Annotated in this window: 26 protein-coding genes; 7 read left to right on the top strand and 19 right to left on the bottom strand. The window is 58.1% G+C overall.

The features are described 5' to 3' along the window. Positions 1–65: 65 nt before the first annotated feature. Both K1X75_04115 and K1X75_04110 read right to left on the bottom strand, forming a co-directional pair. Complete coding sequence (locus tag K1X75_04115; protein ID MBX7057224.1) at positions 66–905, bottom strand: hypothetical protein; 840 nt, start codon at positions 903–905, stop codon at positions 66–68. Between the two features lie 90 nt (positions 906–995). Next, complete coding sequence (locus K1X75_04110; GenBank protein MBX7057223.1) at positions 996–2810, bottom strand: LptF/LptG family permease; 1815 nt, start codon at positions 2808–2810, stop codon at positions 996–998. Here K1X75_04110 and K1X75_04105 point away from each other — a divergent pair. Then, complete coding sequence (locus K1X75_04105; GenBank protein MBX7057222.1) at positions 2792–3850, top strand: glycosyltransferase family 9 protein; 1059 nt, start codon at positions 2792–2794, stop codon at positions 3848–3850. The genes K1X75_04110 and K1X75_04105 overlap by 19 nt on opposite strands. A gap of 26 nt (positions 3851–3876) precedes the next feature. On the opposite strand, the gene K1X75_04100 is transcribed toward K1X75_04105, so the two are convergent. The 5 genes from K1X75_04100 to K1X75_04080 are packed head-to-tail and all read right to left on the bottom strand — an operon-like array spanning position 3877 to position 7371. Further along, on the bottom strand, positions 3877–4710 hold the full coding sequence (locus tag K1X75_04100; protein ID MBX7057221.1) for a M23 family metallopeptidase: 834 nt from the start codon (positions 4708–4710) through the stop codon (positions 3877–3879). A gap of 23 nt (positions 4711–4733) precedes the next feature. Next, positions 4734–4976, bottom strand: coding sequence for a hypothetical protein (locus K1X75_04095; GenBank protein MBX7057220.1), 243 nt, complete (start codon positions 4974–4976; stop codon positions 4734–4736). Positions 4977–4989: 13 nt separating this feature from the next. After that, complete coding sequence (locus tag K1X75_04090; protein ID MBX7057219.1) at positions 4990–5751, bottom strand: hypothetical protein; 762 nt, start codon at positions 5749–5751, stop codon at positions 4990–4992. 5 nt (positions 5752–5756) lie between these two features. Beyond that, complete coding sequence (locus K1X75_04085) at positions 5757–6626, bottom strand: hypothetical protein (GenBank protein ID MBX7057218.1); 870 nt, start codon at positions 6624–6626, stop codon at positions 5757–5759. Then, the gene (locus tag K1X75_04080) at positions 6607–7371 is read right to left on the bottom strand and encodes a ParA family protein (GenBank protein ID MBX7057217.1); all 765 of its coding nucleotides are present in this window, start codon (positions 7369–7371) and stop codon (positions 6607–6609) included. The genes K1X75_04085 and K1X75_04080 overlap by 20 nt, the downstream gene beginning before the upstream one ends. A 43-nt stretch (positions 7372–7414) precedes the next feature. On the opposite strand from K1X75_04080, the gene gatB reads away from it, so the two are divergent. Then, entirely contained in the window at positions 7415–8866 is a 1452-nt protein-coding gene (gene gatB, locus K1X75_04075) for an Asp-tRNA(Asn)/Glu-tRNA(Gln) amidotransferase subunit GatB (protein ID MBX7057216.1), read from the top strand. Positions 8867–8868: 2 nt separating this feature from the next. On the opposite strand, the gene K1X75_04070 is transcribed toward gatB, so the two are convergent. Together K1X75_04070 and K1X75_04065 are read right to left on the bottom strand one after the other, a co-directional pair. After that, complete coding sequence (locus K1X75_04070) at positions 8869–9564, bottom strand: tetratricopeptide repeat protein (GenBank protein ID MBX7057215.1); 696 nt, start codon at positions 9562–9564, stop codon at positions 8869–8871. After that, positions 9561–10256, bottom strand: coding sequence for a hypothetical protein (locus K1X75_04065; protein ID MBX7057214.1), 696 nt, complete (start codon positions 10254–10256; stop codon positions 9561–9563). The genes K1X75_04070 and K1X75_04065 overlap by 4 nt, the downstream gene beginning before the upstream one ends. 129 nt (positions 10257–10385) lie before the next feature. On the opposite strand from K1X75_04065, the gene K1X75_04060 reads away from it, so the two are divergent. From K1X75_04060 to K1X75_04045, 4 genes are all read left to right on the top strand, one after another. Next, entirely contained in the window at positions 10386–11252 is an 867-nt protein-coding gene (locus K1X75_04060) for a tetratricopeptide repeat protein (protein ID MBX7057213.1), read from the top strand. 34 nt (positions 11253–11286) lie between these two features. Next, positions 11287–11931 carry a hypothetical protein gene (locus K1X75_04055; protein ID MBX7057212.1) on the top strand — a complete coding sequence of 215 codons (645 nt, stop codon included), beginning with the start codon at positions 11287–11289 and terminating at the stop codon, positions 11929–11931. Positions 11932–12036: 105 nt separating this feature from the next. Beyond that, positions 12037–12666, top strand: a complete 630-nt coding sequence (locus K1X75_04050; GenBank protein MBX7057211.1) for a methyltransferase domain-containing protein — start codon at positions 12037–12039, stop codon at positions 12664–12666. Between the two features lie 33 nt (positions 12667–12699). After that, positions 12700–13887 carry an acyltransferase gene (locus tag K1X75_04045; protein ID MBX7057210.1) on the top strand — a complete coding sequence of 396 codons (1188 nt, stop codon included), beginning with the start codon at positions 12700–12702 and terminating at the stop codon, positions 13885–13887. A gap of 90 nt (positions 13888–13977) precedes the next feature. Here K1X75_04045 and K1X75_04040 read toward each other — a convergent pair whose 3' ends face one another. The 9 genes from K1X75_04040 to K1X75_04000 all read right to left on the bottom strand — a co-directional run bounded on the left by K1X75_04040 (position 13978) and on the right by K1X75_04000 (position 22794). Further along, a complete protein-coding gene (locus K1X75_04040) occupies positions 13978–14832 on the bottom strand; it encodes a hypothetical protein (GenBank protein ID MBX7057209.1) in 855 nt (284 codons plus the stop codon). Further along, the gene (locus K1X75_04035; protein ID MBX7057208.1) at positions 14829–16463 is read right to left on the bottom strand and encodes a hypothetical protein; all 1635 of its coding nucleotides are present in this window, start codon (positions 16461–16463) and stop codon (positions 14829–14831) included. The genes K1X75_04040 and K1X75_04035 overlap by 4 nt, the downstream gene beginning before the upstream one ends. Positions 16464–16936: 473 nt before the next feature. Next, entirely contained in the window at positions 16937–17530 is a 594-nt protein-coding gene (locus tag K1X75_04030; protein ID MBX7057207.1) for an ankyrin repeat domain-containing protein, read from the bottom strand. A gap of 1 nt (position 17531) precedes the next feature. Further along, positions 17532–18665 (bottom strand): hypothetical protein, encoded by a 1134-nt coding sequence (locus K1X75_04025; GenBank protein MBX7057206.1) that lies wholly within the window; start codon positions 18663–18665, stop codon positions 17532–17534. Positions 18666–18828: 163 nt separating this feature from the next. Further along, the gene (locus tag K1X75_04020) at positions 18829–19614 is read right to left on the bottom strand and encodes a hypothetical protein (GenBank protein ID MBX7057205.1); all 786 of its coding nucleotides are present in this window, start codon (positions 19612–19614) and stop codon (positions 18829–18831) included. A gap of 130 nt (positions 19615–19744) precedes the next feature. Beyond that, on the bottom strand, positions 19745–21055 hold the full coding sequence (locus tag K1X75_04015; protein MBX7057204.1) for a hypothetical protein: 1311 nt from the start codon (positions 21053–21055) through the stop codon (positions 19745–19747). Next, a complete protein-coding gene (locus tag K1X75_04010; protein MBX7057203.1) occupies positions 21055–21630 on the bottom strand; it encodes a sigma-70 family RNA polymerase sigma factor in 576 nt (191 codons plus the stop codon). Before K1X75_04010 ends, K1X75_04015 begins: the two co-directional genes overlap by 1 nt. 112 nt (positions 21631–21742) lie before the next feature. Further along, a complete protein-coding gene (locus K1X75_04005; protein MBX7057202.1) occupies positions 21743–21961 on the bottom strand; it encodes a hypothetical protein in 219 nt (72 codons plus the stop codon). Then, positions 21940–22794, bottom strand: a complete 855-nt coding sequence (locus K1X75_04000) for a hypothetical protein (GenBank protein MBX7057201.1) — start codon at positions 22792–22794, stop codon at positions 21940–21942. The genes K1X75_04005 and K1X75_04000 overlap by 22 nt, the downstream gene beginning before the upstream one ends. Before the next feature lie 152 nt (positions 22795–22946). Between K1X75_04000 and K1X75_03995 the strand changes: the two genes are divergently transcribed. Continuing rightward, complete coding sequence (locus K1X75_03995; protein MBX7057200.1) at positions 22947–23105, top strand: YqaE/Pmp3 family membrane protein; 159 nt, start codon at positions 22947–22949, stop codon at positions 23103–23105. Between the two features lie 54 nt (positions 23106–23159). Here the strand turns inward: K1X75_03995 and K1X75_03990 are convergent, their stop codons facing one another. After that, positions 23160–24359 carry an ABC transporter ATP-binding protein gene (locus K1X75_03990; GenBank protein MBX7057199.1) on the bottom strand — a complete coding sequence of 400 codons (1200 nt, stop codon included), beginning with the start codon at positions 24357–24359 and terminating at the stop codon, positions 23160–23162. Between the last annotated feature and the right edge of the window lie 3 nt (positions 24360–24362).

Genomic DNA, 24362 nt, shown 5'->3' with positions numbered 1-24362 from the left:
CCACACGCATCAGGTGACATAATCCACAAGGCTGGCAAGCAATCTTCTTGGGCGCCGAGAGCCGCTCAGGCCTGACGCGCCGGCAGCCCAAGCTTCTGTCGAAGCAACTCGTTTTCGCGAACCAGGTCCATCAGCTCTCGATCGGTCAGCGAGCGCAATCGGTCGAGAGCCGTGATAAGCTTCTCACGCTCCAGGCTTTCTTCACGACTGAGGTCCAGGGCCGCCTCCGTGGCGTTGGCCACCGACCTGGCCTCACGCAATTCCTGATCCCGAAACTGGCTGAGTCGCTCAGAGGCCTCCAGCTGACCCTTCAACGAGACCAGCTCACGATCCCGCAGGCTGTTGGCCTGCTCCAGGGCCTCCTGCAGTCCATGATGAAAGCGCTCGGCCTGCGCTTCGTATTCCAGCAATGCGCGCAGCGCTCCGTGCTCTTCGCGCGCCGATTGCAGCTCCCGGCGGGCCATCTCCAGCACATTTTCAAAGGCGCCGCGTTGGTTGCGCGCTTCATTGGCCAGCTGGCGAACACTGAAACGATAATGCTCCTGACCCAGCAGGAGTTCGATTGTCAGGCGCAGGTGTTCGGGACGTACGCTATCGTCCAGCAGGTAGGTCCGGGGGCTCAGCGCCGCTGCGCTAAGAATGCTCCGGTACGAACTGGCAGGACAAAGCAGCAGCTTGGGAAGATCGTTGAGATCGCTTCGGCTGGACACCGACTTCATGGTCGACAGTTCGGCGCCGGCTTCCATTTCAACCAGCAACAAGCTGAGCTCGTCCGGCTTTGGACGAAGACCGGCAAGATCCTCTGGCGCAATGGCCATCGATTCGATTTGCATGCCGCCGCGGATGCCAACCTCAACCGGAAGACTGCGCTGGCTACTGATGTGGTAGATGCGTGCAATTTGCATGATTCTTCAATCCGCGCCAGCTTTCAAGCGGGGGGCGCCATTCTCAAGGCCGCACCCTGCAAATTGCAAGCGAAATGCCGGAGCGTCGGATCAGGCCGAAGCGCCGGCGCCCAGACGATTGCGCAGTTTTGTATACCGCTCTTCCAGCCACAGCAGCAGCTGTTCCTTACGCACCTCAAATTCATTCTGCCATCGAAGCGCCGTTGGACTGCGCCGAATCGCAAGCCAGCGCCGACCCAGCGGGCGGTCCGGCTCAAGCTGTCTGCTCAGCGGCGACAGGAGCCACCCCAGAGCGCGGCGAAAGGGCCGCGTCAGAAAGTAGAGCGGACTGTAACCATCTGTCTTTCGACCGGTTACATAGAGCGCGAAAGTAAGGAGCGCCAGTACCGGCAGCCAGCCTGCGGCCACTGCCGAAAGCTTTCCAGAGTAGGCCTGTGTCGCCGCCTGGGCGCTCAGTCCAAAGTAACTGAAAAAAATTACCAGCGCCTGAACCACTCCCATTCCTTTGCCTGCTCGCTTTGCGGTCAGCCCAAGCGGAAAGGAAACAAAAAAGAACAGCAGACAGGCTACCGGCATCGCCAGGCGATTTTGCACTTCGTAAGCAAACCGCGCCTGCGTCTTTTTGGCATCATCGATAAAAGTTGTAAGCATCAAAGCAAAGCTCTGACGCATTTCCGGCGGCACGGATTCCAGCTCGGGCGGCAGACGCATCTTATCCGGAGGCAACATCATTTGCCAGCGCATCTGCTCTGATATTTCTTCCATTCGATTGATGGAAGGCAGCTCAATCGATTCTGGCACGCCAGGCGGCAGCCCTCCGGCGCCGCCAAGGCCGGCAAGGCCTTCGCCTTCCCTCACCTGCGGGGCCAGAGCGCCAAGGATTGCCAGCGGATTGATCTTGTATCCGCCATTGTCAAATTGTTCGATTTGCTGCAAAAGCTCCGGCAAAGTAAAATTGTCCGGCCGTACATCGATTCGACCGAGTTGTTCCGGCGGCGGCGGAATTACGTAATCCATACTGCCATTTTCAAAGCGCGTAATCTGAATAGTCCGCTGTTCTTCATCTTGCTCGATGCTGAAGCCGCGCTCAAGGCGTATGATCTTTTCCAGCGTTCCATCATTACGCCGTCGCGACAGCAGCTCGCCGCTGTGCGCCTGAATGATCTGAGTGAGATAGCCCTTTCCGATTGGAATGCTCGCGCCCAGCACCTGAACCTGAATGGCATGATCCATCTGGCTATGCCAGCGGCGGATCTGGACGTTGATCAAACGATCGCCATCGCGACGTTCAGCATAGATATCCTGGCCGTCAAAGGAGCCAGTTTCGATGCCCGCGCCGCCGACAAATCGACCGGTTTGCACCATGCTCAGACTGTGGTAGGTCTTCAGCCAGTTCTGGAAATCTTCGCGGGAACGAGCGCTGGCCGGACCAATGAAAGCGCCCATCCACAAGAGCAACAGCAGCGACAATACTCCGCAAAACAGAAAGTTGACGTAGATCCTTGGAAAACTCACGCCGGCCGCGCGCATGGCGGTGATTTCGGAATCGGCAGAGAGGCGGCCGGCGGCAAGGATGCCGCCAAACAAACAAGAAAAGGGCAGCGTGAAATTGAGCTTTTCCAGCACCAGATTCCCCAGAAAGAGGAGAATTCTGCCCGGATCTACGCCCTTGCCAAGCAGATCGCCGATGACGTCTTTCATGGCGATTGACAGTGTGATCGCAGTCAAAAAGATGAGCGTGACTCCGGTCCATGAAAGGATCTCGCGGAGTATGTATCGATCCAGCACTGTCAACCGCAAGCCTACACGCGCAAGGATCGAGTCGGCGTGATGCCAGAGCGTGCGCCCCTGATTGGAGCCTTCGCGGCGACGCGCTGCTTTACCCGATGAACGTAACCAACGCATTGCTGATTCAAACCGCCTTCATTGGCGATGTGGTATTGACCACGCCGATGATTGCTTGCTTCAAGCGTTTTTTTCCAGAGGCCAAATTGAGCGTTCTGGTTAAGCCAGAAGCGGCGGCAATATTGCGACGCAATCCGCATGTCGACGCGCTGCTGATCCTGGATAAGGCAGGCGAACACCGTGGTATCGCCGGCATGCGCAGCGCCATGCGCATGATCCGCCAGGCAAATTTCGACGTTGTGCTTTCGCCGCATCGGTCGCACCGCACATCGCTCTTAGTGGCGCGCTCCGGAGCGCCGCTGCGCGTTGGCTATCTTGAAGCAGGTTTCAGCAAGCTAGCTTACAATCGAAGATTGCCGCGCAAACAAGGGCAGGCGGAGATAGTGCGCTTGTTGGATTTTCTGGCGGAGGCGCTGGAAATTCCTGGCGCTCGCCAGTTTTCAACAGAGCTGGAAGTGCACGTCGACGAAGCGGCGCAGCGCGGAGCGCGAGAATTGCTGCGGCGCCTTGACCTCAAGACGCCGGCGCTGATTGCACCCTCTTCCGTCTGGGAAACCAAACGCTGGACGCCGTGGGGCTTTGCTCATTTGATTCGACTGATCGTCGAGAGACTGCGAAAGCCTGTCTTGCTGGTAGGCTCCAAACAGGATCGCGCAATTGCCGAGCTCTGTATCGATCAGCTGCGGCTCAGTCATCCTGATTGGATCGGCCGCAAAGTCTTCAATGTCTGCGGTGAAACTTCGCTGCCCGAGCTCAGCGCATTGATGCGCGAAAGCGCATTCCTTGTATCAAACGACTCGGCGCCCGTACATTTTGGCTGCGCGGCGCGCATTCCTACTCTGGCAATCTTTGGACCGACGACGCCAGCTCTGGGCTATGCTCCGCTACGCGAGCATTCCGGCGTGGTCGAGCTGGCTGGACTGGCCTGTCGCCCCTGCGGCACGCATGGCGCTCGCCGCTGCCCGCAACGCCATTTTCGATGCATGAAGGATTTGGACGCGGAAACCGTTTTCACCCGCCTGCAAGCAGTGCTGCGCTGAATCGCGGCGGTCGCCGGCTTTCCCCGCTAGAGCGGCAGAAAAGGACGCGGGTCCAGCGACTGATCGTGACGACGCAGCTCGTAGTGGAGATGGGGCCCGGTGGCGGCGCCGCTGGCGCCGGCCAGGCCAATCAGCTGACCCGGGTCCAGCTCCTGACCTCTATGGACATATATACTTTGCAGGTGCGCGTATATCGTCTCGTAGCCGGAGTTGTGCAGCACACGAACGTTATTGCCGTAGCCGTCCGATCGAAATTCGATTCTCGATACAATGCCGGCGGCGGCGCAGAGCACTGGCGCCCCGCGACGAGCGCGAAGATCGACGCCGCGATGCATTTCGTTGAGCGAACTTCGTCCAAAGGGGTTTGGTCGCATTCCAAATCCGGAAGTGATGCGAAGGGCGTTCTCCAGCGGCGCGGCGTGCGGATAGCTGCGCAGGTAGAAGTTGTAAAACGCGGCAAAGGGCAGAGTCTCGGCGCTCATCAGGCGAGCCTCAATCATTACCATGCGATCATCAATGAGAGCGACCTGCGCAGTTGAGGAGGCGGTTAGATCGGAGCGCAGCCAGTCGCGCTGCCGGTTGTAGTCGCTGTAGGTCTCGGGAAACTGCAAGGCGGCGATCGACCGCTGCAGGTTGCGCAGTTGCAGCAGCTGTCGTCGATATTCGTTCAGCTCCTGTCCGCCGTTGCGAAGAACCTCGTCGGGCGTATTGACATCAGCCGACTCGGCGGAGGCGCTGGCCAGTGATGCAACAACGGCCATGGAAAGAGCCGCCGCCAGCAACAGCAGCAGACCGAAGCCGTGGCGCAGGCCCAGCGGCAAATCGATCCATTTGCGACCGTCGGAGCGAAGTACGACCAATCGTAGCGCCGGTTTCCTGGAGCTCAGCGAGCGATGGGAATCCAGAGTTCGAGGCCGGCTCGCAGCAGAAGGACTGTGCTGAAGAGTATGCACTGCAACTTCAAGTAGGGCCCCTGCCAGCGGCTTGCGCGCAACCAGCGATAGGGCGCCAGTATGGGTATCGACCAGAGGCCGTAGCTAATATACGGCGGAGCATACAGAATTGACCAGCCCAGCAGGACCATTGTACAGAGCGCGGTCCAGCACAAAGCCAGAGCAATGTGCAATCGCCGCTGTCGCTCAGTAGGCCTGGATGCGTTTGGGACCGATTTCGACTCCATGGCGGTAGGTCGTTTCGTGGTAGAGGCGGCCGTCCGGAAAATAGTTCTGCAGCGCGCCTTCCAGCTTCCCGTTCTGATAGTGCTCCACCCTTTCCAGGCGGCCATCTGGAAAGTAGAAGCGCCACTCGCCGGTCGGCTGATCCTTAGCGTACGCGCCGGTGATTGCCGGTCGACCATTGCGGTGGAAGCGCCGAACGGGACCGTGGTAATAGCCGGACCAGTACTGACCTTCCTCTTCCACTTTGCCGTCCGGGAAGTAGCGGCGGTACGGTCCGTTCTCGTTGCCATATTCCGTCGTGGCCAGCATTCCAAAGAGACGACGAGGGGCGGAGCGGTATTCGACGGTGAGATACAGTCGGCCCTGATCATCCAGGTACTGCCAGACGCCGTCGCGCAGGCCGTTGCGATACCGTCCGCGTGCGGCAACGCGCCCGTTGCGCAGGAAGCTCTCCCACTCCCCCTCGGCCTTGCCATCAATCAACTGACCGCGGCTGGCCAGCTCCCCTCCGTAGAAGAAGACCTTGACCTCGCCCTCAGCGGAAACATCGGTCCAGATCATACGCGTGCGATCGAGCGTTGCACTTTCTGGCACGGAACGCGGACGCGCGGGCACATGCAGCCGCCGCGCAAGATCGGCGGGATTACATCCGAAAAAGCTGGCGGCGATTGAGAGCAGCAGCGCCAGCTTCCGTCCGGCGCCGAAGCGTAGCGAGCCACGCATAGCAGCTACCGAACCGTAAAGGTCTTCTCGCGCAGCGTGTCCCCTTCCCGGTTGGTAACACGAATGGCATATTCGCCCGCGTCCAGGGGACCCATGAAGTAAATGTAATGTGCACTGACTGGCGGCCGCCGACCAAGCTCGGCTTCCATCTCGCCATCGGGACCGCCGCGAAAGATATCAATCTTCAAATAGTCCGACTCCAGAGCTGATTCGCCCCAGTCAAAGCGAATGTAGACTGGATTGCCAGAGCTGACGACCGGATGCTTTTCATCATCCAGTTGTTCCATCTGCGCCGGATCAATCAGTTCATTGGCGATGGCCAACTGGTAATCTGGTCCGGTGATCCATCCCCAGAGCAAGTAGACCAGGTAGATCAGAACGGCCAGACCAGCAGCGCCGCCGCCAAAGCGCAAGATCCCGCCAAAGCGCGAGCCCCCGCCGCCGCCGGCCTCGGTATAATCGTCCAGGCGAATATCGCTGGATACATTGTAGATCGACTCTCGACTGCGGGCCATGGATCTCCCCGGCGCTTTGCGCCAGCTTGCTGTGAATGCGCTGCGGGCGCCACTCTGCGGCAAGTCAATTTCAGCGGAATCGCCGCTGTCCGCTGACCCTGGTCGCATCGAATTTTCGGAGGCCGACGGTGGCCTGGGGGGCAAGGCCTCGGCAGCGGCATCCCTGCCCGCTGCCGGCGCCGGGGGCGACGGACTGGACCCGGCCGCTGGAGGAACGGACGCTTCCGCGCCGCGCCGGCTGGCATCGACCTCGCGCACAAACTCGCCAAGCGATGCCGGCGGCGGCGTCTGACTCTTGCCGACGCTTTCCTCCACCTGGTGACGAGCGGCGCGTATCAGCTTATCCTTTTTCGATGCCACTCTCTACCTCTGCAGTGAAGGCCAGGTATTCCTGCGCAGGCTTGCTGCGCGGATCGTATTCATAGAGGGTTTGCTGCATCAAGTGGGCCTCTTCTACAGCTACGCTGCGACTGATGCGTGTGGCAAAGATCGACACGCTTTCGGCCATCGGATCCAGGATGGCCTGCGCAATAGCCGTGCGCGGATTGTACATGGTAACCAGAGCGCCCAGGATGCGCAGCTGCGGGTTCAGTCGCTTTTGCACCATGGCGCAGGAATCGAGAATCGTCCGCAAGCCATCCAGCGAAAACTTCGCCGTCTGCAGCGGAGTGATCAGATGTGTGCTGGCGACAAAGGCGTTCACCGTCAGTTGACCCAGATTGGGCGGGCAGTCGATGACGATGCGATCATAGATTTCGCGCGCAGCGCCCAGCGCATCGCTGAAGCGAAAGAAACCGTCCACCGCGCCGGCCAATAAGGCCTCCGTTTCCGCCAGCTGGACATTGGCCGGCAGCAATTCAAGCCCGGGAAGCCGCGTCTTCCAGGCCAGCGATTCAACCGTTGCGCGATCCTTGAAAATGGACAGCGCCGAACGCTCCGCGGGCGCCGGAGTCTCCAGAAAAATGGAACTGGCATTGCCCTGTGCATCCAGATCGACAAGCAGGCTGCGCCGGCCGGCGGCGGCAAAGCCTGCAGCCAGATGCACAGCGCTGGTGGTCTTGCCCACTCCGCCCTTCTGGTTGGCGATGCAGATGATAGCAGCCATAATCCTGCTTGCCCGAGACCCGCCGGCGAGGGAGAGCGTCGTGGTGGCGAACTGGGAACCTGTGATTGGACTTGAGGTCCACTGTCAGCTCAAAACTGAAACCAAGATCTTTGCGCCAGATCCTTACAGCTACGGCGCGCCGGCCAACAGCCAGGCCGGCCCGGTGACGCTTGGATTGCCCGGGGTATTGCCCACGCTGAATCAGCGCGCACTGCGCATGGCAATCATGGCCGGCGTGGCCCTGGAATGCAAGATCGCCCGCGTCACCAAATTTGATCGCAAGCATTACTTCTATCCCGACCTGCCCAAGGGCTATCAGATCTCACAGTACGACATGCCCTACGCCACCGCCGGCAAAGTCAGCTTCGCCTTGAAGGAGAGCGGCGGCGATCGTACGGTTCGAATTCATCGCATTCATATGGAAGAAGACGCCGGCAAACTGCTGCACGCCCGCAGCGGCGGCCAGGACCTGTCTTACGTTGACCTCAATCGCGCCGGGGCGCCGCTGCTGGAGATTGTTTCGGAGCCGGACATTCGTTCCTCGGAAGAGGCTTACTATTACCTGCAGAGCCTGCGCCAGGTGCTGCGCGCGATCGACGTCACCGATGCGAACATGGAAGAAGGGAGTTTGCGCTGCGACGCCAATGTTTCCGTCCGCCGGGGGCCGGATGCGGCCTTTGGCACGCGCGTCGAGATCAAGAATCTGAATTCGTTTAAGGCTGTGCGCGCCGCCATCGACTACGAAATCGAGCGCCAGATTGAGCTCATCGAAAGCGGCGGCAAGGTCATCCAGTCGACGGTGCTCTGGGATGCCGATCGTCGACAGACGCGACTGATGCGCACCAAAGAGGACGCCGAGGACTACCGTTATTTTCCCGAACCGGATCTGCCGGCCTTTGCCATCAGCGAAGACACGGTAGAAGAGATCCGCGCCGAGATGCCGGAACTGCCCGATGCCCGTCTGCAGCGTTACATGAAGGACTTTGCCCTGCCACAGTACGATGCCGATGTCCTTTCCCGCGAGCGAGAGATTGCCGAGTATTTCGAAGAAGTCACGCGACTGTCCGGCGATCCAAAGAAGAGCTCCAACTGGGTCAAAGACGAGGTCCTTGGCATACTCAACAAGAATGACTGGCGCCTGGAAGAATTCAAGGTCACTGCGCCGCGTCTGGGGCGGCTGATCCAGCTGCTCAACGAGGGTCGCATTACCGGTCGCATGGCCAAGCAGGTCTTTGAACACATCTACCAGGAAGACCTGGATGCGGACCAGGTAGTTGATAAGTACAACTATCGCCCAGTGGACGCCGGCGATTTACCGGCTATCGTCGAGAAGGTCTTTGCCGAAAATCAGGACTCGGTACAGAAGATTCTGGCCGGCAACGATCGTGTCAAGGGCCACCTGGTGGGCCAGGTGATGAAGGCCACGCGCGGCCAGGCGCCGCCGGCTGAGGTCAATCAGCTGATTGATGCCATGCTGGAAAAAGCGCGCGGCTGAGGCTACGGCGGCGCTGGTTGTTGCGGCGCCTCTCCGGAGGATGGCGCGGCTGACGACCGTGCTGCATCAATCTGGCGGCGCATAGCCGGATCGCCCAGACTCAACGCTTCAGCAAGCTTCAGCTCATATTCCGATTGCTCCTGCAATCCTGCGCGCCGGTACAACTGACCCAATTGCAAATGCACCAGCGACAGCCGACGTCCTTCATTGGCTGCCGCGCGATATGCTGCAATTGCCTGGTCAACCTCGCCGCGCCGTTCGTGGACCAGGCCTTTAACATACCAGGCTTCCACGCTGGCGCCACTGCGACCGACCGCATCCTGAATAAGGGCCAAGGCTTCGTCGCGACCTTCCGCCTTCAATGCCAACACGCGCGCCAGGCCCACCATCGCATCTATGTTCCTGGAGTCCGACCGCTGCGCGGCGCGGAAAGCCTCCTCGGCCGCATCCATATTTTGAGCATAGTAGAGAATCTTTGCCTGCATCAGCAATGCCGGCGTATAATCGGAATCTTCTTTCAGGATTTCTTCAAGCAAGAGCTTGCTTTTGGCCTGGTCTCCTCCGGCGTAGGCGGCCAGCGCCTGGCCGTATCTCGCGTCGAGAGCCTCTCTGCCCGCGCCCGAGCAGGTAAGCAGCGCCGTCGCAGCAAGCACGGAGGCCCAAACTGGCCAGCAATCTTTTGCATTCGGACGTATCATCGAGAAAGCCTCCTCTCTTGACTTCTCAATCGTAAACTGGGAGGCGGATGCGCCGCCTGCACCAGCTCGTCATCTTTCCAGATGCCGGCCTTCGCAACCGCGCCACGCGCATCAAATTCTACGCCAAAACCGTTGCGACGACCTTCGTGAACATCGCCCAGATAGCGATGACCGTCCTCTCCTCGCAGCAGTCCCTTGCCCTCCACCAGGCGACCTTTTCGGTAGACTCCGCGGAGCGTGATGGACCCCGGAAGAGACAGCTCGCCATGACCATCCATCAGACCATCTAGCCACTCGCCGGAGTAGCGCGTGCCATCCGGCCATTCTAGTTCGCCGCGACCCTGACGACGGTTGTCTGTCCAGCGGCCGCGATATATGAAACCGTCCTGGTACGTGTATACCCCGGCGCCTTCCTTGCGGCCTTCTACCCACTGGCCTTCGTAACGTTCGCCGTTTTTAAGAATGACGCTGCCGTTGCCGTGCGGACGACCTTCGCGAAAGCCTCCACTGTAGATTGCGCCTCCGGGAAATTCCATCTGGCCGCGGCCGTCCTCGCAGTTACCGGAAAGGCAGCGGGCCGGCCGAGCATGCAATTTGAGAATAGCAAAGAACAGGGGCAGGCTGTAGATCAGCGATGCGACGGCAATCATCGCAAACTTCAATTTGGGTCCTGGTTTCCAACGCTCGTTCATGCGAATCCGCCGCAAATCGCACGATTGGCTCTTGACAGAAATTCAGGGCAAGCATGATATTGCCGGGCCTTCCAAAAATGGAAAAAGCATTGGCTTATATCAAAGCAACAACCAGGATATGGAGTGCATATGAAGCATTCAATCGCTCTCTTGAACGCGGCCATTCTGCTTGCGGCGCTTGCAGCAGCGCCGTTGTGGGCGCAGGAGAACGCATCATCTGTGGCTGAAGCGCGTCAACGCAATGTGGCCGGCCTCAGACATTTTCAGGCTGGAAGCCTGGGAGCTGCGCTGCAGGAATTTCAGGCGGCGGCGGCGGCCAACCCGCGCGAGTCTGAATACCCGAATAACGTTGGCATTTGTTATTTGAGCATGGGCCGCTCGGCCGAAGCCAGAGCGATGTTTGAAAAAGCTCTGCAATTGCGCGAACTGCCGCTCTACCACTACAATATTGGCCTTGCATCGGTGCGTCTCGGCCAGGTGGAGCAAGCGCTGGCGGCCTTCCGTAAGGCAGTGGCCTTCGATGGCAACTATGTGGAAGCCTGGAATCAAATTGGCTCCCTCGAATTTCAGCAGCGGAACTTCAGCGGCGCAGAACAGGCCTGGCGTCGTGCTTCGGCCGCTGGCCGCAATGCGGAAGTAGAGTCAAATCTAGGCATGGCTCTTCTGGAGCAGAACAAACTGGAAGAGGCACGCCAGCGACTGGAACGCGCCATCCAGTTGAACCCGCGCTATGCGCTGGCGCACTTCAACCTGGGAGTTTTGCTGCAGCGGCAACAACAATTGCCAGCGGCGGAACAAAGCTATTTGCTGGCCACGCGCGCCGATCCGCGCGCCTATGCCACTTACTACAACCTGGGCGTGGTCCAGGAACGTCAGGGAAAGAAGGAGGCGGCGATGCATAGCTTTGAAAGTTTTGTGCAACTTGCGCCTCCAGGGATGCAGCAGCAGATAGCTGAGGCGCGCCGAAGAATTGAGGCCCTGCGTTCAAACCAGTAACCGAGCGTAAGCCAACCGAACTGTCAGGAACCAGATGAAACTAAGCCTTGCCGATCTTACTCCAGCTGCCCTGCTGCGCCCGGCCAACTATTTTGCCAGACCTGCGCCGTGGTTCAGCGGTCCAGTAGCTCTGGCCGGCGTTGCGTTTTTTATGGGTCTGCTGCAGACTGTGCTTGCGCTGGTGAATTCGGCTGCACTCAGCCAGGCTGCCAGCGAATGGGCGCGAGTAGGCGCAATCAGCGGTTCTCCGGAGACTGCAGTGCTCTATGCCTTCTCGCCATTTCGTCATCTGGCGTTGCCGGTCTACTGGCTGATTTTTGCCGGTCTGGCGGGCTTGCTGCGCGCACTTATGGCCAGACTGCAGAGCGGGTCCGCAGGCCTCGCTGGACTGGTTCTGATCAGCGCCTGGGCGGCGATCCCCTATGCCATTGCCGGCGGCCTGCTACAGTTGCTTGCCCTTCTGATTCCGTATTCCGCTTTACAGTTTTCGGTGCTACGGCTGGCGGCCAGTATGCTATTTTTGTGCCTGGCTTTTGCTGGCGAGGGCTATGTAGTCATCAAGGCGCTGCACGCGCAACGATCAATGTCCGGCGGACAGGCGGCGCTTGTCTGGCTGGCGCCTGTCTTGCTCATTCTGCTGATAAGCGGCGTGTTCGGATTGGCCCTGCTGGCGATGTAAGCATTCGCAGCGTATTTGCAGACCGTGAGCCTGTCTTCTATCATCGACCAGCTTGCGATGCGTAAAGCAAATTGACGCAGAGAACCGCGTTGCAACGCTTGCTGGATGCTGAAGCGCGCCATCCTGTCCGTACTCTATCGCTTCGGGTACGTGCTCAGCAAGGTGCAGCGGCCCAATTCACGGCCGCAGCCCTCGCGCCTGCCGGCGCCTGCGCGCAAGATCCACTACGGCGCCGGGCAGCGGCTGCTGTCCGGCTGGTTGAACGTTGATTTCTATCCGCAGAGTAAGCTGGAGCGCGAGCCCTTCCAACTGTCCGTGGATCTCAGCGGCGCACACCCCTTTGACGACGGCAGTTTTGACTTTGCCTTTGCGGAGGATTTCCTCGAGCATCTGGACCAGAAGCAGCAGCTCAACTTCCTGGTTGAGGCGGCCCGCTGCCTGGCCGCGGACGGCGTGCTGCGGCTTTCTTTTCCAGGCCTCGAGGGGGTGATTGAGCGGCACTACAATCAGCCAAATTTTGAGACCTTTGCTCGCGGCGCCTATGAGTCCTACGACTTGTTTGAACACAAGCATTTCCCGGCGCGAGCCGAACTCCAACTGATGGCTAAGGCTGCCGGCTTTCGCCTGGCAAATTTTGCCATCGAATTTGGAAAGTCCGCTCACCGCGAATTACAAGATCTCGATTCGCGCGGAGAGCAAATAGGACTGAATACTTATGTGGAACTAACAAAGTAAGAATGCAGCCAGGATTTGCGAAGCAAGCAATCGATGAGACCGCCACCGCCAGCCAATTCCATCCCCGCTCGTTTCTACTCTCTGGATGCACTGCGCGGCGTGGCCGCGCTCAGTGTGGCGGTCTATCACTGGCAGCATTTCATTCCGCCCCTGGGACCGGACAGCCAGCTGCAGATCGACAGGCTTCCTTTTTATGATTTTCTTTTTCTTTTTTTTCATCACGGCTTTTTGGCCGTAGATCTTTTTTTCATGATTTCCGGCTTTGTGTTTTTCTGGCTCTATTCGCAGAAGATTGCCAGCGGAGCGCTTTCGGCTTATTCTTTCGCAGTATTGCGCTTCTCCAGGCTTTATCCCCTGCATTTGCTTACGTTGCTGCTCACCGCAGGCCTGCAGTCAGTTGCCGTCCTGTTAACCGGGGCCAGCTTGATTTACTCCTATAACGATTGGTATCATTTTGTTTTGCATCTCTTCTTTGCTTCGCACTGGGGTCTGCAGAAGGGTTTTTCTTTCAACGCCCCCGTTTGGTCCGTGTCGATCGAAATTTTGCTCTATGTATTCTTTTACCTTTTCGCACGACTCTATGGCGCGGCAAAATTGAGGCGCGGCCTGGCGACTTTGCTGGCCTTTGCGCTGCTGATCCTGAGCGCCCGGTACATTGAGGCCGCCCTTTTTCGAGGCCTGCTGGCTTTTTTGATTGGAGGACTGTGCTTCCTATTTTATCTGCGCGCCAGAAACTGGCGGCGGGCGCTTCCATCTCTGGTTCTGGGAGGGCTTTGTATCGCCCTGTGGATCCTGGTCATACTGGAAATGCGCCTGGATCTTACGGGCGTCTGGGGCCGCTGGCAGGCCTATTCTGAGCAGCAGCTGCTGGCGCTGCGCGCGCTGTGCGGACTCCTGCCGGTACTTTGTATATTTCCACTAACCATACTTGGGCTGGCCCTGATTGAAGCCAGGCGCGGCGCTCTGGGAAAACGGCTGCGCTTTCTGGGCGACATTTCTTATTCTTCTTACTTACTTCATTTCCCATTGCAACTTGGATTTCTGCTGCTATGGCGCGCCCTGGCAATAAGCGAAAATGCCTTCAGCTCGCCGTTCTTTTTCGCTGCATTTTTTGCCGTGCTGCTGACGCTATCATTGGCCAGCTACCACGCCTTCGAGCGTCCGCTGCAGAGTCTGCTGCGCGCGCGCTTGATTGAAAAATCAAAGCGGAACAAAGAGTAAAACCTCAGAACAAAAACGAGCCGGTTTGCTCCGTTCAGCAGCGCTTCCCGCGATCTCTTCACTCGCGGAGCATAACTTTGGCGCAGCCAACTACTGCTCGCGGGTATCGCTATTCACGCCAGAAGCATCGCCGCCGCCCGCTGTTTTTGGCAGGCAATAAACATGAATCTCGTCGAGAAAGGGATACGGTGTACCATCACCTGGGAAAGTCGTGATCAAGTAACCACAATCGCCGGCGGCGCCCTTGACCTGCAGGATGCCTGCGTCGCGAAGGCTGGAAAGAACGACCATTCGCTCGATAAGAACCTCATTTTGCTGCGGGCTGCGCCCGCCAAGCACCATAACAAACTTGTTGGCGCCCGGTGAAATCGCCGCCGCTTCCGGGTAGCCATAGTATCCGATGAAGTCTTGCAAGCCGTCGCTATTCAGGTCCAGGATAATTCCAAAGTACGGTACAACGCCAGGCGCCGCGTGCGCCAGGAAGGGACGCATCCGTTCCTTATCCCAGAATACCTCCATTTCTTCGGCTGACCGGAGAAATACAGGACCCGGTCCCATCTCCTCCACCCAGTGCCGCTCAGCAGCAGTAGGCGCGCGCGCCGCCACGAGCCTGAACTCGAGCCTCTCGTTCTTTATATGCGGTTCAAAAATCTGAAGATCGCCCACAATGTAGTCGCCGCCTCTGTGCAATGGCGACTTCAGATCCAGTTTGTAGATGCGCCCATCACGAAAGCGCACTGGCCCAAAATTATCGGGGGGATTAGATTGCAGGGGAAGCCCTGCGTCAATGTCGGTTTCGCGCAAGACGTCCGACCTGTAGTCGATCGGTTGTTCGCAGCGTCCGAAAATCAGACCAGGCAAGAACGACACAAGAATGGCAAAAAGCGCCGCAACGCCGCGATTGTGCGGCAACGCTGGCCGCCTACCCTGTCCGTGCTTGCTCACTGGCCACACCCCGCTATCCCGCGGCAATGGTTTGTCCATTGTCTATTCTTGAGCTGCGAGAAAAAATCCCTATCTCTTGAGTCCTCTTTTTTCCACGGACGCCGCAGAGCCCCATCGCCGCCGTTGTAAGCTGCATAAGCAGCACGCTGGCGGTTCTGGACTGTCCAACCACCCGGGGGTTCAGGAAATCCCTGCGCTCTGGACCACTGATAGTACAGGAATTTTACAGCTTCGCTCACATTGTATCTCCAATCAACCGCAGCGCGCAGAAAATCGATGTGACTAGCTTGCGAATGATAATTCAGCTGGCCAATGCCGATATCGTGTTTATCCCAAAAGCCCTGATATACATTCTGATATGTAACGTCGGGGGGGCCATCGTACTGTTTCCATGTTGATTCCTTTTGTAGCATGGCGCGGACCAGTTCCATAAAATCATCCGTGTAACGGCTGTCCTCCCTTTGCAGCTGTTCGGTAAATTCATAGATGTCCTGGTCGGTGGGCGTAGCATAGCGGGGATTATTCCTGTGTGCCTCGCGAAATTGGCCGGTCAAGTTAAATAGCGGCTGTGCGTCGTTGAGAGGGGTGTTCTCTTCAATGATGAGCGGCGGCGCGACGGCAGCCGCCGTGGGGTTCCAGTTAAAAGATTCCCGATCGCGAACCCACTGCAGTTCGTCTTCAGTCACCTTCGGAAGCATGACCAATTGCCCGGCCCGTGCATTTCGTTCGGGAATATTTCGGTTTGCAAATTGGATTCGCTTAGCAGAAATAACCGTCCCAAACCTGGCTGTCAAATCTTGCGAGAGCTTTTGCCAGCCGCCGCTCGCCGGAAAGCGCGCGGCGCGGCCCTGAGCAATCAGCCTCTCTTCATTCAGTCTCTTTAGAGCATTAGCACCCGGGTTCTGTTGCGAATCCTCCTGCGTCAGCGCTTCCGTGAAGCTTTTCAATGAATCTTCGCTCATATTCTTAAGGATACTCTGCAGCTGCAGAGACGGGGCGGCCTGGGCAATTTCCAATAGCTTCCTTGCCTGCAGTGGCGTAAAATCGTCGCGGTTTGCAAGGTTCCGTCCAAATTCTACCATATGGTCTGGCGCTATCTCGAAGTTCCTTTTCAAAATATTTTGGATCGTGGGGGCCAGCTCGCGACGGTCCTGGAGGCTGGCCGATTCAAACATATTGATCAATGTTTGGCCGTCTCGCGCTCCAAGCGCCTGCCACAGGCGATTTGCAGTTTCTCCATTGCCGCCCAATGCCGCCGCCGCCTTAAAGGCTTCCAGTCCCCGTCGCGCGCCATCTTCTAAATTGGTTTCTTCTCCGCGCAAATCTGCGGCGAGAAAATCAAGGGCGCCACTGAAGTTTGATTGAAGCCGGGCCTCCCAGATTTTTTGAACGACTTTGTTGGTGGCGGATTGATCCGGCCCGGATTGCGATCGCGAAATTGTAGTGGCTTGTAGAAGGAGCGCATCAAGCTTCTCTGATAGCGCAGCAGCAGAAATATTTAGCTTCGTGGCTGACTCGCGGAAAAGCTCCGTCAAGCTTGGCTGAGGCGATCCATTGCTCCAGGAGCGAAGCGTGGCAAGGACCTGTCTCGCATTTTCTTCATTCAGGTCGCCTTGAAGCAGGCCCTGCAATCTATCGATTGTTGCAGACGGAATTCGCCGTGGCCCGCGCTCCGTGACCTCCGGTTCCCCAGCGTCAGGATCGCCATCCTCCGGCGCCTCGCCTGGCTCCCCGCCCGGCGCGCTGTCTGCCGTCTCCGGTTCGTCTGCTGGTTGCTCGGGCTCCCAATCTGGCGGCAGCGACCACTGATCATCTACGCCAACCACGCCGCCGATGCCAACAATACTGCTCATCGGCTGGGCGTAATCATCCAGGAAATCCTCGGCCTCGTCCAGGGCCCGAGCGGTTGCGTATGGCGGAATTGATGTCGCCAGCAACCGGCGATCTGCACTGGCCTGATCTCTGTCGCTCCTTTTCAGGTGGCGACAACTTCGCTGACGTTTACCGTTTGGACTTCCACGAGAATTCGAACAAGGACTGATACTCGTAGTCGTTTGCCGCTCCCGCACCTCCGGCAGGGACAATCTCAAGCTTGTCGCATCAGTTAGTTTTTGCCTTGGTCCGTCGCCGGTTCGTTACCGAAATCAAAAGCTTCCACCACATCTGCTATATTATACTGCGGAAGTTCAGCCAGTTCTCTTGCAGTCATCCCGACAGAATTCTTGATATTTGGGTCCGCCCCGCCGCGCAGTAGCATTCGCACCAGCTCGCCGTCCATCTTTGTTGCGGCGTACATGAGAGGCGTGAATCCAGTCGAGTCCTGTGCATTCACATTGGCGCCGCGCTGCAAAAGCAAGCTGACGATCTCCCTTGTTTCCCGTTCACCCTCGGTGCAATTCACACCAAAATGGAGCGCCGTCCAGCCCCCTCTGTCCGCTACATTTGGATTGGCCCCACTCTCAAGCAGGTAGCGAACCAGCTCCACATGCCCGTTCATCGCAGCAGTATCTAGCAAGCTCTCGTGGCCGCGAATGCGAGTATTGACATCAAAGCCTCGTTCTATAGCCTTACGAACCGTCGGCAGATCACCCTGTTTTGCGGCAGAAAGTATGCGTTCAGGGTCAGCGCTATTGCAACGAACCATCAAGACCACAATAAGAATGAAAGCTGCCCAATAAGTGTTTCTAGTTACCTTCATCTCAATCCTCCAATGCGGCCAACGCGCCTGCAAGCTCCCGAGCGTAGCGGGCGCGATGCGCTGGCCAACGCTGAGCTCGCAGTGCGTACACTTTTTCAATGAGCTCTTTGTCGCTTAAATCGGCCACCGCCGCCTTCAAAGCCTCTCTTTCTGAAGCTGTCAACGGCCGGTACCTGCCGCTCCTGGTTCTGTCGGACCGGTCCGGATTGACGATCGCCTGGTAGAAAATGACCTCCGGGCTGGCTGGGCCATGCTGTACACCGAGCGACCAAATCACATCCTGTAAGACCGGATCGCGCTCCAGAAGATCTGGAACCGACAGCAGCACCTTCTTCAGCGCCGGTTTGTATTGAGTCGCAGCGATAAACGATCGCTCAAGCGCCTGAAAATTCATATCCTTCGCAAGCGTCTCCCATGCGGCGATGAAAGATGCATCGCCGGCAATTGCCGCATGGTTGCCTCCGGCAGCGTAAAGCTTCTCAGCAAACGTCTTTCCACCATTATCCACTAACCAGGCTAAGAACATATTCATCGTACCAGTTTTCGATGCAATTTGCCATCGGCCGTAGCTGCAACCTCCGCGGTCCCTTTCGGGTGGCGGACATATTTGACTTCCGTCGGCGCGTCGAGTACCGCTTATGACCCTCGTCCCGCGTCCGCCGCTTTCTTCGTGCTCACTGAGCCTGCCAACGCCGGCATACTCCCCTCGAGAGACTTGCGCTTGCTGATTACTGGCTTCTTGGCCGAAACTCAACAGGAATTCCCTTATTTTGTCTAAGATGTTCTCACTAGCTGAAGGTCGTCCCTGCCCCACGCCACCCCCGCCCGAATCGCCAAAATCCTGACCTATGCCGGACAATCGGCCCAATATAAACCCAGCATTGTCCAATTCTTTCTGATACTGCCGCCGTGCTGTCTCCATGGTACGCACAGCGTCCGCGACATCGAAGGGCAAATCCGGAGAATCTCCTGGAGGCATCGTCCGCAGACCGTCGTCAATCGCGGCAATGATCGTTTGCAGCTCAGCTCTACGCTCCACCAGGCTCTTCTCAGAAAAGCGATGGAGACTTCTTCCCGACACGGGATCACGAACGTGAACTACCATGCCTTCACTGGCGGTCATGGCGACGGTCAACTTCTTACCCCCCACTAATGCATGATAGTACCCACCACCGCTGGGCTCCCATTTGTATGGGATCGAGTCAATAACGATAGTTTCATAACTATTGAATCGCCCGATTTGGGAAGGAGTATAAAAGGAGCCGCCCCCGCGCTCCGTGACCTCCGGCTCCCCAGCGTCAGGATCGCCATTCTCCGGCGCCTCGCCTGGCTCCCCGCCCGGCGCGCTGTCTGCCGTCTCCGGTTCCATCTTCGGCATCTGGCGTCATCGCTACGCTCTTCCATGGCGCGCCACTGCCGGCTGTGCGATAGTAGAATCGAACAGTGGCAATACCCGATGCCGGATTCCAATCAGTCACACTGCTGCGGACTTTCAGCGGCATACCGGCAATTGGCGTTCCTGGAAAGAAGCTTGCTCCACCGATGGTCGGCGGAGCGTCCGTGGTGGCCAGCAGCTGCGCGGTCAATATGTAGGCCGAGAAATGGTAAATCGGCGCACTAACACAGTCCTGGCCCGAAGCGACATCGCCGCCCATGCTGATATACTGGCCTGCATCCTGATCGTAGTATTGAACCTGCAGAGTGCGCTCTTGCAGTCCGCGGGCTACTACCTGATCGCCATTGTAGCATATCGTGAGCGTCGCCGGTTTGTTGAACTGCAGCCCTTCGGGCTCAAATCGGTATGCCGCCTGTACTGGCAGTGTTTCCCCCTGCTGCGCGGGAACGCTGATCAGGGAATAGCTGATGACAACATCTTCGTCAACTGCCCCCTGCGGCACGGTAAGCGTCATACTTGGAGCGCTGAGCGTTCCGCCGCCGACCGGCGTAACTTGCGCCGATGCTGCGGCCCCCAGCGCCAGCAAAGCCTCCGTCCATGATTGTCCGTCCGAACCGCCCAACAACTTCTGACAACCGACGGTCAGCAGTGTAAGCAGGGCCAGAAGCAGACTCTTGACTGACTTCATGTCCTGTTCCTCCTGGTTTCAATTACCGGAGGACCTGGCAATGGAGCTTAGGCCCTCCGGCAAACCTAGTCGGACAGCCAAATCATTTCTCAAAAAAAATCCGAAATCCGGAGGCTCTACATCTCGGTCTTCATTCAAAGCTGATTTCCTCAATGTCTTCCGGCGCAATCAAGAGCGTGTCGTCCGCGGTGTAAACCCGGTAGCGACCCTCCACGCCAAAGATCACGCCAAAGATGACCTTGCCGCTTTTCAGGCGGATTCTCTGAGGCGCCCGGCCAAGACGTTCTACTGCCGCCGCGCGGAACTCTACTTCTCCCTTTCCGGCGAGATCGGCGCGCAAGCTCGCGTAGCGGGCATCGCGCTCCGCTTCGCTCATTGACTCTGCCTCCTGTTGCAGAAAATCGGAGCGCTCCTCGCCGATCGATTGCACCTGCGGCGGATCGCCAAAGGCCAAACGAAAGGCGGTCAGTTCTGCCTGCAAATCTGCCGCGGATGGGAAACGGCTCGCGATTTCCTGCCGGCAACGCTGCAGTTCAGAGTCCGAGGCCTCGCTATGTTGGCGGAGCGTACTGAATGCTGGCGCCTCCAGCAAGGATCGCAGGCGCGCCACGGCATTCAAGCGTCGATCAAAATCAGCGACGGGTACTGTTGACGCTGTGGCTGGCCCCACCACGCTGTTAGCCTGCTGCAAAATCTCAAGAGCTCTCTCCAGTAAAGGAGAAAGCGCCAGCACCGATGGCGGCAGTTCCTCAAGTGCATCCCAGCGACGTCGAAAGCGAACCTCGCCTTCCAGTCCCGTCAGGCTTTCCTGCTGTTGGGACGCTTCCGAAATAAAGCGCGTGCCACGGACCTCGGCCGCGCTATGCGCCATATGAATGACAAGCGCGACGGGACGTTCTTCGATCCCTGTTCGATCCATTCGCGAATATAGACGACCACTGCTAAGTGCGACGACAGCCTGGTCGCCGCGCAGGCGAGCCAATTGCAATTCTGCTGCACCGAAGATTCGCCATTCAATGCGCGCCGCCGGCAGACTCAGCGCCAGGGCCGCGCGCGCTTCCTGGCTTGCTTGCAGGCGATCGCTTTCCGCCACCAGGAGGCCCGTTCTGGCCTCATTTCCAGCCGATTTCATCGCTCCGCTGAGAGCGACCAGCTCTGCCTGGTAGCTCTCATCTTGCTGCAAATACCGATAGGTCCCAAAACCAACGCCGGCAGCCAGCAGCAGTGCAGCGGCCGCACTGAGCAGACGCTTCCGCCAGAAATCTGAAGCCGTCCCCCTCGCGACTGCCGGGACTCTGTGCATTGCGATCAGTCGATCGCGCAATTCCGGCGGCATCTTCCGGGCTGCGCCCCGCAAGCCTTGCAATTCCGCCGGCCAGTTCTCGGGTGACTGCTCAAGCAAGCGGCGCGCCAGCTCTTTGCGCTCTTCTTCGCTGCTCATCAGCTGAGTCCCCCCGGTTGGATTCCTGCTTTACGGCAGGCTTCGGCAAGCAAGGTAAGCGATTTCTCCATCAGACGATAAATGGTTGCCGGCGACTTTTCCAGCTGGCTGCAAATTTCTTCTACGCTAAGGTTATCGATAAAGCGTAATTGCATGACGCGCGCTACATCCTGCGGCGTAGCTGCAGCGCTCATCGTTTCGTACATTACCAGGCGCAATTCACGGGCCAGTGCAGCGCTTGCAGCGCGATCCTGCGCGTCGCTATCCGGAGGTTCGTCCAGCAGCGGCATGTTTCGGCGGTCCTGGCGCAGCGAGCTGAAGTAGTCGTTTCTGGCAATGGTCTGCAGATAGGCAACTGCCGATTCTCTGCGCACCTTTCCGCGACGCACCATTTTCAAGAACTTCAGATACGCGTTTTGCAATGCTTCCGCCGCCTTCTCTTCATCGCGACAGAGGATGCAAAGGTAGGAGTAAATCTGGTCGCCGTGCTTTCCCAGGAAAGCGGCAAGTTCCTCTTCCTCCAGCATTTCAGTCACAAGCACGCCCAGAGCTAGCAGCGCGTCTCTGGCTGCCATCTGCGATTGGCGACTGATAAACCTCTGCCGAAGCACGCCTTCTATACATAGAGGCCACAGTCATTTCTCAAATTTTGCTGATTCCGCCGGACCCTGAACATCTCTGCAAAACTCAAGGACCAAAACTACATCCGTCAAACAATGACCCGTCGTAAACACAGGCTGGGGCGCCCAGAAAGCCAATGAGAATTGAGCGAGGCCCCTTGAGATCAAAGCCATTGCTCAGTTCCGAAGCAATGCAGGCCCCGATGAGCGACAGCAGTGCAACAGCGATCATTGAAAGGCCGCGGCGCAGCAGCCCGCTGCGGATCAATATTGGATTTGAAGACATGCCACTACCGTACCGGGGCCCGCGCTCAAACGCCAATGCAACGAAGGCGCCCGATTGATCGAGATCAGCGGCCAATTCGCCTGCCAGGGCGGACCGCCAAAAACAATATCGACCAGGTTCCACGCCCAGAGCAAGCTCAAAGCGATTGCAGTATTGTTGGTCTCCTTTTCCAGGGCAAACACTGTTCGTTCCTTTGAAGCCAGGTAAAGCACGTTGATGGTCGCAGCTTGAAGAATTGAGAGGCGGCCGTTGAGCGTCTGGAAGGCAACTGCACCGGTAGGCGCTGGATCATTGTAGTCGGCCTCCGCGGCCGAATGGCGCTGACGCAGACGCCAGTAACGTTCCAGCAAGAAACCTGCGCCAATTGCATACACGGCAGCATGAAGCTCGCGCCCCTCGCTGTACTGGCCCCAGCCCGGCCAGATAGCCGATTGTATGATTGGCGTCAGATTGCGTCCGGTCGCCGGCATTTCCTGAAGAGCGGGCTCAAGCGGCCCGGCAGGCGCAGTGACCGCTGGCGCTGGCTGAATGGCGGCCGCTGGCGGCCTTTGGGCGCTTTGTTCCCAGCTGGTGGGCAGCGATCGAATACTGCGGATTTGTGCGTTTGCTATGCGTCGACGCGAGCCATCTGGAAAATAGATGGTGTGGGCCGCGCCGCTGGGCCGCACGCGTACGTTCAGCAGTTCCTCGCCGCTGCGAAGTACAACTGTGTCGGCGCGAAGTCCCCGGCCGGCTGCTATGCCAAGGGCAATCGCTAAGACTGCTCTCTGAACCAGGCGCCCCGATCCGATCGGACGCTCAATTTTCGCAGAATGTTTAGTTTGGACTTCCATTGGAGCGACTTGCCTTGCGAGATCTGCAACTTCGACAAATCGAGCAAGCCCTTTCGCCCTGAGCGGTTCTCTGCTGTGGGCCCGCAACTTTTTGCTTGTGCATAGCTGCCGTGCATCGATCTTGCCCGTGCTCTTCAGGGGCCGAGGTTCTCATGGACGTTGTTCGTATTCTGCTGGCCATCATTCTGCCGCCGGTCGGCGTCTTCTTGCAGGTTGGCATTGGCCTGCATTTCTGGCTGAATATCATTTTGACAATCTTTGGCTACCTTCCTGGCATTATCCACGCGGTTTGGGTAATCCTGCGCAAGTAGAGCGGCAAATCGACGGCCCCCCGCTGGCAGCGGCCTGCGTCGCCGGCAAAGATTTCATAGCTTGCGTGCTTTGAAGCGAGTGGGCAGGTAGGCCTGACCTACGAAAGGCGGGCTTGCGATGCGTTCAATTTCAAATGACGCCAGGCTTTCGCCCCAGAACCAGCATCCTTCAACGTGCGATGCGCCGCGATGAACGGATGCTGAAAGCGTATACTTACCTGGCGCCAGATTGGCCGGCCAGGCAAATTCAACCTGCAGCCTGTCGCCGGCCTCCAGTTGCGGCAGGGTTTCGCCAAGCAGGCGACTGTTAACGCCAAAAACCTTCTGATTGTAAGCATTGCTAAGGTGAAAGCCAACAGTCAGATTTTCCATCGGCACGCGAGCTCGAAAACTGATTTCGACCAGCGCCTCCTCGCCTACCGCCAGCACATCGCCGCCGCGTGCGTTGACGGCCCGAATGCTCAGCTCTTCGACAAAGGCCGCATAGTTGCTGGCGGCGGCAATATCCTTGCCCGAATCGGCGGGATGCTTTGCCAGCAGATGCATGTAAGCCTCCACTGCGGCGCGCGGCGCGCCATCGTAAACCTTGCGACCGTGGTCCAGAAGAATGATGCGATCGCAGAAGTCGCTCATCAATCCGAGATCGTGACTGACAATTAGCAGCGCACTGCCCTCCTCCTGAAATTGTCGCATGCGCTGCAGACACCGTTGCTGGAAAGCGGCGTCGCCCACCGATAGGGCCTCATCGACCAGTAGCAGCGATGGCCGACGCATGGTCGCCAGTGCAAATCCCAGCCGCATTGCCATTCCCGAAGAATAGCTGAACAAGGGCTGCGTGCGAAATTCTTCCAACCCAGCGAAGGCAAAGATCGAGTCCATGGCCGCCGTCATAGCGCTGGTCGATTCGCCCCACAGAATGCCGTTGTAAAAGGCGTTCTCTTCGCCGGAAAGCTCGGGGTTGAAGCCGACGCCTAGCTCCAGGATTGCGCGCAGGTCGGACGGGCGCTGCAAAAGGCCGCGGTCCGGGGCAAGCACTCCAGCAATTAGCTTCAAGAGCGTCGATTTGCCAGCCCCATTGCGGCCGATGAGGCCCAGCGCTTCTCCCCGCGATAGTTGCAAACTTAAATCATCGATGGCCAGGTACTGTCGATCAAAACCCCAGAATCCGCCGCTGAGCGCCGCCAGCAGGCGACGCGGCGAGCGCGAGAAGCCCCGGTAGCGTTTGCTGAGTCCCTCAATTTGAAGCGCATTCATCGG

Source organism: Leptospirales bacterium, assembly GCA_019694655.1.
Taxonomy (GTDB): domain Bacteria; phylum Spirochaetota; class Leptospiria; order Leptospirales; family Leptonemataceae; genus SSF53.
This window is presented reverse-complemented; position numbering and strand designations above follow the sequence as displayed.

What these genes read in the sequence shown, in the direction of transcription:
- K1X75_04010 (MBX7057203.1), bottom strand. Translation starts at nt 21,630, where the DNA reads ATGGCAGCCAGAGACGCGCTGCTAGCTCTGGGCGTGCTTGTGACTGAA.
- K1X75_04090 (MBX7057219.1), bottom strand. Translation starts at nt 5,751, where the DNA reads ATGCGTGGCTCGCTACGCTTCGGCGCCGGACGGAAGCTGGCGCTGCTG.
- K1X75_04065 (MBX7057214.1), bottom strand. Translation starts at nt 10,256, where the DNA reads ATGAACGAGCGTTGGAAACCAGGACCCAAATTGAAGTTTGCGATGATT.
- K1X75_04115 (MBX7057224.1), bottom strand. Translation starts at nt 905, where the DNA reads ATGCAAATTGCACGCATCTACCACATCAGTAGCCAGCGCAGTCTTCCG.
- K1X75_04070 (MBX7057215.1), bottom strand. Translation starts at nt 9,564, where the DNA reads ATGATACGTCCGAATGCAAAAGATTGCTGGCCAGTTTGGGCCTCCGTG.
- K1X75_03990 (MBX7057199.1), bottom strand. Translation starts at nt 24,359, where the DNA reads ATGAATGCGCTTCAAATTGAGGGACTCAGCAAACGCTACCGGGGCTTC.
- K1X75_04005 (MBX7057202.1), bottom strand. Translation starts at nt 21,961, where the DNA reads ATGTCTTCAAATCCAATATTGATCCGCAGCGGGCTGCTGCGCCGCGGC.
- K1X75_04015 (MBX7057204.1), bottom strand. Translation starts at nt 21,055, where the DNA reads ATGAGCAGCGAAGAAGAGCGCAAAGAGCTGGCGCGCCGCTTGCTTGAG.
- K1X75_04050 (MBX7057211.1), top strand. Translation starts at nt 12,037, where the DNA reads ATGCTGAAGCGCGCCATCCTGTCCGTACTCTATCGCTTCGGGTACGTG.
- K1X75_04060 (MBX7057213.1), top strand. Translation starts at nt 10,386, where the DNA reads ATGAAGCATTCAATCGCTCTCTTGAACGCGGCCATTCTGCTTGCGGCG.
- K1X75_04105 (MBX7057222.1), top strand. Translation starts at nt 2,792, where the DNA reads ATGAACGTAACCAACGCATTGCTGATTCAAACCGCCTTCATTGGCGAT.
- K1X75_04045 (MBX7057210.1), top strand. Translation starts at nt 12,700, where the DNA reads ATGAGACCGCCACCGCCAGCCAATTCCATCCCCGCTCGTTTCTACTCT.
- K1X75_04110 (MBX7057223.1), bottom strand. Translation starts at nt 2,810, where the DNA reads ATGCGTTGGTTACGTTCATCGGGTAAAGCAGCGCGTCGCCGCGAAGGC.
- K1X75_04055 (MBX7057212.1), top strand. Translation starts at nt 11,287, where the DNA reads ATGAAACTAAGCCTTGCCGATCTTACTCCAGCTGCCCTGCTGCGCCCG.
- K1X75_04000 (MBX7057201.1), bottom strand. Translation starts at nt 22,794, where the DNA reads ATGGAAGTCCAAACTAAACATTCTGCGAAAATTGAGCGTCCGATCGGA.
- K1X75_04080 (MBX7057217.1), bottom strand. Translation starts at nt 7,371, where the DNA reads ATGGCTGCTATCATCTGCATCGCCAACCAGAAGGGCGGAGTGGGCAAG.
- K1X75_04020 (MBX7057205.1), bottom strand. Translation starts at nt 19,614, where the DNA reads ATGAAGTCAGTCAAGAGTCTGCTTCTGGCCCTGCTTACACTGCTGACC.
- K1X75_03995 (MBX7057200.1), top strand. Translation starts at nt 22,947, where the DNA reads ATGGACGTTGTTCGTATTCTGCTGGCCATCATTCTGCCGCCGGTCGGC.
- K1X75_04030 (MBX7057207.1), bottom strand. Translation starts at nt 17,530, where the DNA reads ATGAAGGTAACTAGAAACACTTATTGGGCAGCTTTCATTCTTATTGTG.